We start from the raw sequence: 11922 nt of genomic DNA on the forward strand, positions 1-11922 counted from the left end.
CACCGGCGGCTGGCGCGCCCCCCGCGCGCGCCAGTCACCGGCTCACCGCTCGGCGCCGACCACCGGGAGGTCCAGCGCCGAGGCCCCGTGCACGGTGATGCGCACGGGCGTGAGGGTGGTCGCGTCGAGCGCCGGCTCGCCGCTCCCGGTGTTGCGGGCGTAACGGGGGTGGGCGCCGCCGCTGATCTGGAGCCGGACCCGGTGGCCGGGCAGGAAGCGGTGGGCGGTGGAGCTCATCGGCACGGTGATCTCCACCGGCTGCCCCGGCCCGGTCGGCAGCCGCATCAGCCCGTCGCACACATTGACCGAACGGCCCTGTTCGTCGACATCGCACAGGCGGGCGAAGACATCGGCGTACCCGGTGTCGGTGGAGATCCGCAGCCGGGCCGCGACCGGGCCGAGGACGTCCATGGGCTCGTCCATCGGCTCGCCGGTGAACGTCAGCACATCGGGGCGCTTCTCGAGATCGGCGTTGTCACGGCTCCCGGAGGTGGGCGAGAGCAGCGGCCCGCCGATGGACGGGGTGGGGTCGGCCGGGTCGTAGCGGAAGGAGGCCAGTGAGGCGGACGCCTCGGGCGGCTGGCGGGTGAGCCGCCCGCCCTCCGCGGGGTACCACGGGACGGTGTCCGGGGACGGCGGCCAGTCGTCGAGGTCCCGCCACTGCTCCTGGCCGCCGATGTGCACCCGCACCCGGGCCGCACGCAGCCCCGAGGGGTCGTCGCACAGATGCGCGCGCAGCCAGGCGAGGCTTTCGGCGAAGACCTCCGGCCAGCCCCCCTGGAGCGCGGAGGCGTGAGTCCACGGGCCGACGAGCAGGGAGGTGTCGCAGCCGGACCGGCGCAGCCTGCCGTACTGCTCGAAGGTCTGGTCCACCAGCGCGTCCTGCCAGCCGCTGATCAGGCAGGTGGGGACGTGCAGGCCGTCGGCGGCGCCACCGGTGGACGCGCCCTTCCAGAACGGGTCACCGGCGTCCGGATGGGACATCACGCCGTCCAGCCAGGCTAGTTCACCCCCGAGGCCACGCACATACGATCCGCGCAGCGGCAGCGTCCGTGTGATGTGCTTCAGATGGCGCCGGAGGCGCAGCGTGGCCCGTACGAAGGGGCCGAACCCCCGGTGCTGGGAGTTCATGCCGGAGCCGACGAGCAGGGCGTTCTCCAGTTGGAGCGCGCCGCCGCGGTGGAACAGGGCATGGGGGTCGTGCAGCCCGACCTGCACCACCATCGCCCGCAGCTCCGGCGGCGGGTCCAGGGCGAGCGCCCACTGCACATAGCCGAGAAAGCTGGGGCCGATGGTGCCCAGCGCGCCGTTGAACCAGGGCTGGTCCCGCAGCCACGCCACGGTGGCCCGGCCGTCGGCCGCCTCATTGCGCCACAGGTCGAACTCGCCGCCCGAGCCACCGGTGCCGCGGCAGCTCTGTAGGACGACATGGAAGCCCTGTTCGGCGAAGAGCATCCCGTACATGGGCGACCAGGGCACTCCCCTGCCGTAGGGCGAGCGCACCAGCAGGGTGGGGAAGTCGCCCTCGGCGCGCGGGAAGTAGTGGTCCGCGCGGAGGGTACTGCCGTCGGCGGCCGGCATCCCGAGGTCCGGCTCCCATCCGGCCTCGTACCGCTTGGCCGGAAGGCCGCGCCAGGTCGCCCGCATCATCCGCGCCGCCAGCGGCGGCCGGCCCGAAGGCGCGACCCAGGCGGCTGCGGCCGCTCCGTCGGTGGTCCCCGACCCGCCATCACGCGTAGGTGTCGTCATCCCGCGTTCCCCTCCCTGCGTTCCCGTACCACGTACGAGAATAGTAGATGCTTGGATGGATTCCGCAAGTCGCCATGGCGGGAAGGAGCGATCAGGTCGTGGTTCGCGGTGACGGGTCCGGCGCCGGAGGCGTCGACCCCCAGGAGCTGTGGCAGAGCCCCCGGCAGCCCCGCAAGGGGCGCAAACCCGCCTTCAGCCGTGCGGCGATCACCGCCGCGGCCGTCGCCCTGGCGGACACCGAGGGAATCGACGCGGTCACCATGCGGCGGGTGGCGTCACAGGTCGGCGCCGGGGTCATGTCGCTCTACAGCTACGCCCCCGACAAGGAGACACTGCTGCGGCTGATGGTCGACCAGGTCAACGGCGAGCTGTCCCCACCGGACCCGCCGACCGGGGACTGGCGCGCCGATCTGAAGGCCATCGCCCATGCCCAGCGCGCCCTGATGCTGCGCCACCCCTGGCTGCCCGCCGCGCTGTTCAACCGCCGCTGGTCCCTCGGGCCCAACACCCTGGCCTTCGTGGAACACGCGCTCGCCGTCCTGCGGCCCACCGCGCTGGACGGCGGTGCGAAGCTGGAGGTGTTCAGCCTGATCACGGGCTTCGTCGCCGGGCTCGTCGCCGATGAGATCGCTCAGGCCGCGCTCGCCGACTCACCCGACCGGGCCGCCGCCGATGCCCGGTACCTCGCCTCGGTGGCCGCCGACGGACACCACCCGGAGCTCGCGGAGGCCCTCTCCACCCCCGCCCGCCCGCTCACCCTCGACGCCACGTTCGCCCGTCTGCTGGACCGCATGGTCGACGGGCTGGACGCCGGGTCGTAACGCGGTGGCGGGAGGCCGCTAGGGTCTGATCCAAACGACAGGCCCTAGTGTCCTGAGTCAGAGATTCGGTGGCAGTAGGCGGCGACTTTGTCGAGGATCTCGTCGGCTGTTTTCGTCCAGATGAACGGTCGCGGGTGCTCGTTCCAGTCGGCCAGCCATGCCCGGATGTCGCGTTCGAGAGCCTGGACCGAGCGGTGGACGCCGCGCCTGAGCTTCTTCTGTGTAAGTTCGGCGAACCACCGCTCGACCAGGTTCAGCCAGGAGGAGCTCGTGGGCGTGAAGTGCAGGTGGAAGCGAGGGTGTGCCAGCAGCCACTTCTTGACCTCGGGAGTCTTGTGGGTCGCGTAGTTGTCCAGGATCAGGTGCACGCCGAGACCCGCCGGAACTTCCCTGTCGAGCCTGGCCAGGAACTTCTTGAACTCCACGGCCCGGTGCCGGCGGTGCAGGGAGCCGATGACCTTCCCCGTAGCCACTTCCAAAGCGGCGAACAAGGTGGTGGTGCCGGCCCGGACATAGTCGTGGCTGCGGCGTTCGGGAACGCCGGGCATCATCGGCAGGACCGGCTGCGAGCGGTCCAGCGCCTGGATCTGCGACTTCTCGTCCACGCACAAGACCAGGGCCTTCTCCGGCGGGTCGAGGTAGAGCCCGACCACGTCGCGGACTTTGTCGATGAAGAGCGGATCCGTGGACAGCTTGAACGTCTGTGTGCGGTGCGGTGCCAGGGCGAACGCCCGCCAGATCCGCGAGATGGCCGACTGCGACATCCCCGTGGCCGCGGCCATCGACCTGGTGGACCAGTGGGTTGCGTTCTTCGGGGTCTCCTCCAGCGTCTTGACGATCACACGCTCGACATCGGCATCAGTGATCTTCCGTGGAACGCCGGGCCGCGACTCGTCGGACAAGCCGTCCAGGCCATGTTTTAGGAAGCGCCGTCGCCAGGTGCGGACCGTGTCCGGGGCGACCCGCAGCCGACGCGACACCTCCATGATCGAGTGGCCCTCCGCGCACTCCAGCACGATCCGCGACCGCTGAGCCAACGCCTGGGCCGTCGTACGACGACGCACCCACCCCTCCAGCACCGCCCGCTGGGCATCAGTCAGTAACAACGGCGGAATCTTCGGACCCGGACGACTCATACCCAACTAACGACAAATCTCCGACTCAGGTCACTAGTAGTGCTTTGTTAGGTGGTGTCGTAGGGCTGCCAGGGGACGGTCTGTTGGCAGGTGGGGCAGGTGCCGGTCCAGGTGGCGATGAGGTGTTGGAGGAGGTCCAGGGCCTGGTAGAGGGTCAGGCCCTGGCAGGGACTTTTGGGCTCCTCCGTTGTTCGGTCAGGAACAGGTGGGCAGCGGTGACGAGGGTGACGTGCCGGTGCCAGCCGGTGAAGGAGCGGCCCTCGAAGTGGTCCAGCCCCAGGACGGTCTTCATCTCTCGGTAGTCGTGCTCGATCCGCCACCGGGACTTCGCGAGGCGGACCAGATCTTTCGCGGGGATGTCGGCGGGCAGGTTCGAGATCCAGTACTTGACCGGTTCCGTCTCGTCTTCGGGCCACTGGGCGATCAGCCAGGTGAGCGGGATCGTCCCGTCGGCGGCCGGTTTGGGCCGCCGGCCCGCGAGGCGGACGTGGAGGAGAACGAAGTGCGAGCTCATGGCGGCTTTGGAGCCCTTGCGCCAGGTCAGGGTCCGGCCGTGGTGGCGTCCAGCGGCCAGCACATGGTCGCGTAGGGACAGTGGGCGGGTGCGGTAGCGGGGCAGCGGGCGGGGCCCGAGACCGCCGTAGGCGGGCTGGTGGGGTTCGGAACTTTCCGCATGAGCGGTCATCTCGCCCTTGGCCTGAAGGACATAGGCCAGCCCGCGGGCTTCCAGACCGTGCCGGAAGCCGGCGTTCGCGCCGTAGCCCGTGTCGGCGACCAGCGCGGCGGGCCGCAGGCCATGGCCGTCGAGTTCGTCGAGCATCTCCAGCGCGAGTTCCCACTTGGGGCGGTGGTGCTCGCCATCGGGGATCCGGCAGGCCCTGCGGCGTGCGGCTGCCTCGGGGGTGTCCCATGCAGTGGGCAGGAACAGCCGCCAGGACAGTGGGCACGAGGCGGTGTCGGAAGCGGCGTGGACACTGACGCCGATCTGGCAGTTGCCGACCTTGCCCAAAGTGCCCGAATACTGGCGGGCCACCCCCGGCGAGGCGGTGCCGTCCTTGGGGAAGCCGGTGTCGTCCACCACCCACACCTGCGGACGGACCACCCGCACGGCCCGCCACGCCAGCCTGGCCCGCACGTCCCCGACCGACCAGGTCGAGGACGTCATGAACTGCTGCAACTGCTGATGGTCCGCCCCGAGCCGCTCAGCCATCGGCTGCATCGACTTGCGCCGCCCGTCCAGCAGCAGCCCCCGCACGTACAGCGAGCCCTTCTCGCGCTGATCCCGCCGCACCAACGGTGCGAACAACTCGGAAGCGAACTCCTCTAACCGGCCCCGACACGCGGCAAGCTCCCCAGCCCTCATACAACCAGCGAACTACCACACACCGAACGTGACAAGACCGGCTAACAAAGCACTACTAGTGTCCTGAGTCAGAGATTCGGTGGCAGTAGGCGGCGACTTTGTCGAGGATCTCGTCGGCTGTTTTCGTCCAGATGAACGGTCGCGGGTGCTCGTTCCAGTCGGCCAGCCATGCCCGGATGTCGCGTTCGAGAGCCTGGACCGAGCGGTGGACGCCGCGCCTGAGCTTCTTCTGTGTAAGTTCGGCGAACCACCGCTCGACCAGGTTCAGCCAGGAGGAGCTCGTGGGCGTGAAGTGCAGGTGGAAGCGAGGGTGTGCCAGCAGCCACTTCTTGACCTCGGGAGTCTTGTGGGTCGCGTAGTTGTCCAGGATCAGGTGCACGCCGAGACCCGCCGGAACTTCCCTGTCGAGCCTGGCCAGGAACTTCTTGAACTCCACGGCCCGGTGCCGGCGGTGCAGGGAGCCGATGACCTTCCCCGTAGCCACTTCCAAAGCGGCGAACAAGGTGGTGGTGCCGGCCCGGACATAGTCGTGGCTGCGGCGTTCGGGAACGCCGGGCATCATCGGCAGGACCGGCTGCGAGCGGTCCAGCGCCTGGATCTGCGACTTCTCGTCCACGCACAAGACCAGGGCCTTCTCCGGCGGGTCGAGGTAGAGCCCGACCACGTCGCGGACTTTGTCGATGAAGAGCGGATCCGTGGACAGCTTGAACGTCTGTGTGCGGTGCGGTGCCAGGGCGAACGCCCGCCAGATCCGCGAGATGGCCGACTGCGACATCCCCGTGGCCGCGGCCATCGACCTGGTGGACCAGTGGGTTGCGTTCTTCGGGGTCTCCTCCAGCGTCTTGACGATCACACGCTCGACATCGGCATCAGTGATCTTCCGTGGAACGCCGGGCCGCGACTCGTCGGACAAGCCGTCCAGGCCATGTTTTAGGAAGCGCCGTCGCCAGGTGCGGACCGTGTCCGGGGCGACCCGCAGCCGACGCGACACCTCCATGATCGAGTGGCCCTCCGCGCACTCCAGCACGATCCGCGACCGCTGAGCCAACGCCTGGGCCGTCGTACGACGACGCACCCACCCCTCCAGCACCGCCCGCTGGGCATCAGTCAGTAACAACGGCGGAATCTTCGGACCCGGACGACTCATACCCAACTAACGACAAATCTCCGACTCAGGTCACTAGGGATTGGTCCATGCCTCGGGGTCCTCGGCGAGGCCCAGGACATCGCCGGGCAGCCGTGCCGCGGCCACCTCCGCAAGGGTCACCTCACCGAGGATCTTGCGCACATTGGCCCGCACCGCGATCCACAGCGGCAGCAGCGACTCCGCCGGTCCGCAGTACGACAGCTCGGGCGGGCGCACTCCGCGCACCGACACCAGGGGACCGTCGACCACCCGGATCACCTCGGCGATGCTGATGGTGTCCGCCGGGCGGGCCAGCCGGTAGCCGCCGTTGCCCCCGCGCTGGCTGGCCACCAGGCCGCCCCGGCGCAGATCGCCCAGAATCCCTTCGAGGAACTTGTGCGGGATGCCCTGCGCACCGGCGATCACCTCGGCCTTGACGGAGACGTCCTCCCCCGCCGCGGCCAGTTCCAACGCCGCCCGCACCGCATAGTCCGCCTTCGCCGAGATCCGCATGCCGTGATTATCCGCCACCGGCGCGGCGGGCCGTCAGAAGGGCAGGGTGAACGGGGGGTGCTCGCCGTTGAGGAAGTAGTCCCCGACCTCGTGGAGCCGGTGGGCGACGGGGTCGTAGAGGGTATGGGTGCGCGCGTTGCGCCAGAAGCGGTCGAATCCGTAGGCGGAGGAGGCGGAGCGCGCCCCGACGACGTCCAGGGCGCGGGCGGTGGCGTCATGGGCGGCCCGGGAGGCGGCGGCCTCGGCCGCGGCGGCGAGCACGGTGATCTCGGCGCATTCGTCGTCGGTCAGGTCCTCGCCCCGCGCCAGCCCGCCGTCCAGGGCTTCCAGCGCCTGGTCGGCGAGGGCGACGGCGGAGAGCGTGGCGAGGGTGAGCTCCCCGTAGGTGGTCAGCGCGTACGGATCGCGCGGGGAGGTGTGGGGCCAGGGCGCGTGGACCGCCCTGGTGTACTCGCGGGCCTCGGCGAGCACCCCCTGCGCGATCCCCAGACAGATCTGCGCCGAGACCAGACGCCCGGTCGGCGCGGCCAGACCGCTGAAGGGCGACGGGGTGTCCTCCTCCCAGGAGAGCGGGCCGAGCACCGCACCGTCCTCGACCGGCACCGCGTCGAACTCCACGCTGCCGCCGGCCGCCAGCCGCTGCCCGAAGGTGTCCCCGTCGTCGCCGCCGCACACCACACCCGGATCGGCGGTGTCGACGAGCACGGCCAGCGGTTCACCGGTGTCGGCGTGGGTGGCCCGGACGGCCAGCCGGTCGGCGACCAGGACGCCGGTGGCGTACCCCTGGCGTCCGTTCACCACCCGGCCGTCCCTCCCGGCGGTGAGCGTCAGCCGTGGCTCGCGGGCGGACAGCCCGCCGCCCCAGCACCACTGCCCCGCCGCCGACTCCCGCTCCAGTCGGGCGGCCGGATCGGCCCCGCCGAAGAAGCGGGCACTGAAGGACAGCAGGTAGTGGCAGCCGAGCACCTGGCCGATCGCGCCATCGGCCGCGGCGATCTTCCGCACCACGGCGCAGGCCGTGGACCAGCCCGCTCCCCCGCCCCCGCGCTCGGCGGGGATCAGCAGCGTGAGCAGCCCCGCTTCGCGCAACCGGGCCACCTCGTCGTACGGCGTCTTGCCGGCCTGGTCGCGGATGACCGCGTCCGTGGCGAGGTCGTCCGCCGCCTCGCCGGCGATCCGCAGCCACCAGGCGCGGTCGGGCGCTTCGGCCACCGCATCCACCACCGTCACGCCCGCTCCCCTCCATCCGGCCGGACTTCATCATTCCCTATTTTTCCAGTAGGGAAAATAGGGAACTCGGCCACGAGCGTCCACTGAGTGATGCCCGACATGGGCCAGTGCTACGTTTGTCCGAGAATGCTCTATTCCATGAGGTGAGGTCCGGGGATGGAGGAGCGGCGCGAAACAGACGCGGTCGGGCGCTCCCACTCATGGGGCGATGAACGGCTTTCCCTGCTCTCGACGGTGGGCGCCGCGCTGGGCGACCGTGAGGCGCTCCAGCACGCCCTGGACCAGGCGGTCTCCGAGCTGGGCGGACTCGCGGGGCTGATGCACTGGTCCTGCGGCCCGGCCGGCAGCCGTACGCTGCGCCTGGTCCTGGCCAGCGGGCTGCCGCCGGCCGCCCTCGGAGGCTGGGAGGAGATCCGCCAGGACGAGGCCCCGCTCGCCCCGGCCCGGGCCGTGCGGGACGGCCGGTTCGTATGGCTGCCGGCGGCCGGGGAGATCTTCGGGCCCGGGGCGACCGGCCGCGCCTCCTGCGGGACCCTGCCGGCGGCGACCACGGTGGCCTCCGTTCCGCTGACCGGGCCGGACGGTCCGGTGGGCGCGCTGTCCGTCCTCACCGGCCCTCGGGAGCCCACCCCGGAACAGGCCGCCTTCCTCGAGGCGGTGGGACGCTGGACGGAGCACCGTCTCTCACACTCGACGGGCAGGATCGGCGACTGCGACGAACACCCCTGGTGGCACCAGCGGCCGGGCGGCTCGGTGCTCCAGCAGTCCCTGGAAGTGGTCAACGTCGGCTCCTGGGAATGGGGCATCCGCACCGGCGAAATGTGGTGGGACCAAGCGGGCCTGACGCTCCTCGGCATCCCCCGCGGCTACGAGCGGCGGATCGAGAGCTGGATCGACCTGATCCACCCCGAGGACATGCCGCGGGTGATGGCCGCCACCGAGAAGTCGCTCCGTGAGCGGAGCGGATACGAGGCCGAGTACCGGGTCCGCCGCCCCGACGGGACCAGCGGGTGGGTGCAGAGCCGCGCCCATCTCGAGTTCGACGAGAACGGCGAGCCCGTCCGCATGATCGGGAAGGTCTGGGACACCACCGAGAGCCGGATGGCCCGGGAGTCGGTGGGGCAGGCGCTGCGGTACATGAGCGACGCGTTCTTCGCGGTGAACCAGGACTGGCGGATCACCTTCCTCAATGTCGAGGCCGAGCGCCTGGTCGGCCCGGCCGCGGAGGTGCTCGGCAGGCCGCTCTGGGAGGGCCCCGCGGGCACGGTCCCCGAACTGGAGGAGCACTGCCGGCGCGCCGCCGCCGACGGCAGGCCGACCGGGTTCGACATCCAGTGGCCCACCGATGACCGCTGGTACCACATCCGGCTGGTCTCCGTGCCCGATGGGCTGACGGCCTATCTCACCGATGCGACCGAGCGCCGTTACCAGGCCGCGCGGCGCGCGGAGGCCGAGCGCGCCGGCGCCGAACAGGCGGCCTGGATACGCAAGTTGACCAGTGCCCTCGCCGAGGCGGTGACCACTCAGGACGTGGTCGACGTCGTCGCCGACCATGTGCTGCCGCCGTTCGGCGCCGCGGGTCTGCTGATCGAGATCCTGGAGGGCGGCCGGCTGCACCTGGGCGGAGCGGTCGGGTATCCGAGCGTCTTCCTCCGCATGGTCGACGGGATTCCGGCGTTCGAGGGCTTCCGTCCGCTCAATGATGTGCTCAACTCGCGCCTGCCCTACTTCATCTCATCAGTCGAGGAGTACGAGCGGCTCTTCCCCGACTTGGTCGGCAGGCCCGCCCTCTCGCGGAAGGAAGCATGGGCAGTGCTGCCCATGATCGCCTCGGGAGTCACCATCGGCGTGTGCATCGTCTCCTTCGCCGAGCCCCGCCGGTTCTCCGATGAGGAGCGCACCCTGCTCACCGCCCTCACCGGCGTGATCACCCAGGCGCTGGCCCGGGCCCGCCTCTACGACGCCGAGCATGCCCGCGCCCAGGCGCTCCAGCGCGGTCTGCTGCCCCGGGCCCTGCCCTCTCCGGCCGCCCTCACCCCCGCCGTCCGCTATCTGCCCGCCAGCAGCGGCACGGACGTCGGCGGCGACTGGTACGACGTCATTCCGCTGTCCGCGGAGCGGGTGGCCGTCGTCATCGGCGATGTGATGGGCCACGGTCTGGCCGAGGCCGCCACCATGGGGCGGCTGCGCACCGCCGTGCACACGCTCGCCAACCTGGAGCTGCCTCCCGAGGAGGTCCTGGCCCATCTGAACGAGGTCGTCAGCGATCTGGGCGACGACTCCTTCGCCACCTGTCTGTACGCGGTGTACGACCCCGTCTCGGGGTGCTGCTCCCTCGCCCGCGCCGGTCATCCCCCGCCCCTGATAGTGCGCCCCGACGGGGGCGTGGAATGCCTCGACCCGACGCCCGATCCGCCGCTGGGCGCCGCCGAGCCCCCGTTCTCCACCGTGGATCTCCAGTTGCCCGACGGCAGTCTGCTGGTGCTGTACACCGACGGTCTGGTGGAGTCCGCGGCGCGCGATATCGACACCGGCATCGCCGAGTGCACCCAGGTGCTCACCAGCGAGTACGGCCGGCTGCTCACCTGTCCGCCGCGCCTTCCGCGCACCAATGGCCGGGAAGCGGGCGGTGAGCACGGAGAGGACCGCGACCGGCTCGACCGGCTCTGTGACCTCCTGGTCGGGACGATGCTGCCCGCCCAGCGGCTGACCGCCGACGACACCGCCCTGCTGATCGCCCGGCTCCACGGACTGCCCTCCGGGAACACCGCCGGGTGGCCGCTGCCGGAGGGCCCGGTGGCCGCCGGTCTCGCCCGCGCCCATGTCCGCGAACAGCTCGAGGCATGGGATCTCGACGATCTCGTCATGACCACCGAACTGCTGGTGAGCGAGCTCGTCGCCAATGTCGTGCGGCACGCGAGGGGCCCGACCCGGCTCCGGCTGATCCGTGGCAGATCGCTGATCTGCGAGGTCTCGGACGCCAGCTCCACCACTCCCCGGATCCGCCGGGCCGCCGAGACGGACGAGGGCGGGCGGGGGCTGCAACTGGTCTCCGCGCTCTCGCAGCGCTGGGGGACCCGCTACACCGCCGAGGGCAAGTGCATCTGGACGGAACAGCCCATCGTGTACGGCGGCGCGGTGTAGAAATCCATCGGCCCGCGTCAGCCGATGGCGGGCTCGCCGCCCCGGGCCTCCAGGATGGCGCCGGTGATATAGCTCGCCCGCGAGGAGACCAGGAACAGCACGGCTTCTGCGAGTTCCTCGGGCGCCGCGGGTCGGTCCAGAACCGTGGCCCGCGCCACGGTCCTGAGGGCCTCCTCCCCCATCTCGGCGGTGCCCGGCGTACGGACCGGGCCCGAACGGACGGCGTTGACGCGCACTCCCCGGCCGCCGAACTCATCGGCCCACACCCGGGTCAGCAGCTCCAGCGCGGCCTTGGAGGCGCCGTACGCCCCGGCGTTGCGGGCGGGGCCACCGGCGGCGATGGTGCTGAGGTTGACGATGGCCCCGTGGCCCCGAGCCGCCATCCCCGGTGCGAGCCGCCCGACCAGCAGAAGCGGTGCGCGGGCGTTGATGGCCATATGGACGTCGAACATCTCGGACGAGGTCCCGGCGGTGTCCGCGAACCGGTAGACACCGGCGTTGTTGACCAGGACGTCCACCTCTCCGGCCTCATCGGCCAGCCGCCGCACATCGTCGGCCTCGGCGAGATCCGCCGCCACGAACCTGGCCGTGGCCCCCACCGCGGACACCTCCTCGACCACCTCCGCACCCCGCCGCGCGTCCCGGCCGTGCACGACGACCTCGGCCCCCAGCGCCGCCAGGCCCAGCGCCACGGCGCGGCCGATCCCCGCCGTGGCACCCGTGACCAGGGCCGTGGCTCCGGACAGCTCACCACTCATGCGGACACTCCTCACCGTATTCCGGAAACTCATCCACACCGCACCCACCGGATGATTACCGCACCCGCCCACGCTGGGCCGG

At 70.9% G+C, this 11922-nt stretch carries 9 protein-coding genes; 2 read left to right on the forward strand and 7 right to left on the reverse strand.

Annotation, left to right across the window (positions count from 1 at the left end):
* Positions 1 to 42: 42 nt before the first annotated feature.
* Positions 43 to 1749, reverse strand: coding sequence for a CocE/NonD family hydrolase (locus ACK1X7_RS03970; RefSeq protein WP_413114633.1), 1707 nt, complete (start codon positions 1747 to 1749; stop codon positions 43 to 45).
* 98 nt (positions 1750 to 1847) lie between these two features.
* Between ACK1X7_RS03970 and ACK1X7_RS03975 the strand changes: the two genes are divergently transcribed.
* Positions 1848 to 2570, forward strand: coding sequence for a TetR/AcrR family transcriptional regulator C-terminal domain-containing protein (locus ACK1X7_RS03975; protein ID WP_413114634.1), 723 nt, complete (start codon positions 1848 to 1850; stop codon positions 2568 to 2570).
* Between the two features lie 44 nt (positions 2571 to 2614).
* On the opposite strand, the gene ACK1X7_RS03980 is transcribed toward ACK1X7_RS03975, so the two are convergent.
* The 5 genes from ACK1X7_RS03980 to ACK1X7_RS04000 all read right to left on the reverse strand — a co-directional run bounded on the left by ACK1X7_RS03980 (position 2615) and on the right by ACK1X7_RS04000 (position 7938).
* On the reverse strand, positions 2615 to 3706 hold the full coding sequence (locus ACK1X7_RS03980) for an IS630 family transposase (RefSeq protein WP_385158797.1): 1092 nt from the start codon (positions 3704 to 3706) through the stop codon (positions 2615 to 2617).
* 154 nt (positions 3707 to 3860) lie between these two features.
* A complete protein-coding gene (locus ACK1X7_RS03985; protein ID WP_413114635.1) occupies positions 3861 to 5069 on the reverse strand; it encodes an IS701 family transposase in 1209 nt (402 codons plus the stop codon).
* Positions 5070 to 5124: 55 nt separating this feature from the next.
* A complete protein-coding gene (locus tag ACK1X7_RS03990; RefSeq protein WP_385158797.1) occupies positions 5125 to 6216 on the reverse strand; it encodes an IS630 family transposase in 1092 nt (363 codons plus the stop codon).
* Positions 6217 to 6249: 33 nt separating this feature from the next.
* Positions 6250 to 6708, reverse strand: coding sequence for an RrF2 family transcriptional regulator (locus ACK1X7_RS03995; protein ID WP_385155520.1), 459 nt, complete (start codon positions 6706 to 6708; stop codon positions 6250 to 6252).
* Between the two features lie 33 nt (positions 6709 to 6741).
* Positions 6742 to 7938 carry an acyl-CoA dehydrogenase family protein gene (locus ACK1X7_RS04000; protein ID WP_385155517.1) on the reverse strand — a complete coding sequence of 399 codons (1197 nt, stop codon included), beginning with the start codon at positions 7936 to 7938 and terminating at the stop codon, positions 6742 to 6744.
* A gap of 156 nt (positions 7939 to 8094) precedes the next feature.
* Between ACK1X7_RS04000 and ACK1X7_RS04005 the strand changes: the two genes are divergently transcribed.
* Positions 8095 to 11082, forward strand: coding sequence for a SpoIIE family protein phosphatase (locus tag ACK1X7_RS04005; RefSeq protein ID WP_390795840.1), 2988 nt, complete (start codon positions 8095 to 8097; stop codon positions 11080 to 11082).
* Positions 11083 to 11099: 17 nt separating this feature from the next.
* Here the strand turns inward: ACK1X7_RS04005 and ACK1X7_RS04010 are convergent, their stop codons facing one another.
* Positions 11100 to 11840 carry an SDR family NAD(P)-dependent oxidoreductase gene (locus tag ACK1X7_RS04010; RefSeq protein ID WP_385155511.1) on the reverse strand — a complete coding sequence of 247 codons (741 nt, stop codon included), beginning with the start codon at positions 11838 to 11840 and terminating at the stop codon, positions 11100 to 11102.
* Positions 11841 to 11922 lie beyond the last annotated feature (82 nt).

The organism is Streptomyces sp. CY-1 (assembly GCF_047218265.1).
Classification (GTDB): Bacteria; Actinomycetota; Actinomycetes; order Streptomycetales; family Streptomycetaceae; genus Streptomyces; species Streptomyces niphimycinicus.

What these genes read in the sequence shown, in the direction of transcription:
- ACK1X7_RS03980 (WP_385158797.1), bottom strand. Translation starts at nt 3,706, where the DNA reads ATGAGTCGTCCGGGTCCGAAGATTCCGCCGTTGTTACTGACTGATGCC.
- ACK1X7_RS03985 (WP_413114635.1), bottom strand. Translation starts at nt 5,069, where the DNA reads ATGAGGGCTGGGGAGCTTGCCGCGTGTCGGGGCCGGTTAGAGGAGTTC.
- ACK1X7_RS03995 (WP_385155520.1), bottom strand. Translation starts at nt 6,708, where the DNA reads ATGCGGATCTCGGCGAAGGCGGACTATGCGGTGCGGGCGGCGTTGGAA.
- ACK1X7_RS03970 (WP_413114633.1), bottom strand. Translation starts at nt 1,749, where the DNA reads ATGACGACACCTACGCGTGATGGCGGGTCGGGGACCACCGACGGAGCG.
- ACK1X7_RS04010 (WP_385155511.1), bottom strand. Translation starts at nt 11,840, where the DNA reads ATGAGTGGTGAGCTGTCCGGAGCCACGGCCCTGGTCACGGGTGCCACG.
- ACK1X7_RS03990 (WP_385158797.1), bottom strand. Translation starts at nt 6,216, where the DNA reads ATGAGTCGTCCGGGTCCGAAGATTCCGCCGTTGTTACTGACTGATGCC.
- ACK1X7_RS04005 (WP_390795840.1), top strand. Translation starts at nt 8,095, where the DNA reads ATGGAGGAGCGGCGCGAAACAGACGCGGTCGGGCGCTCCCACTCATGG.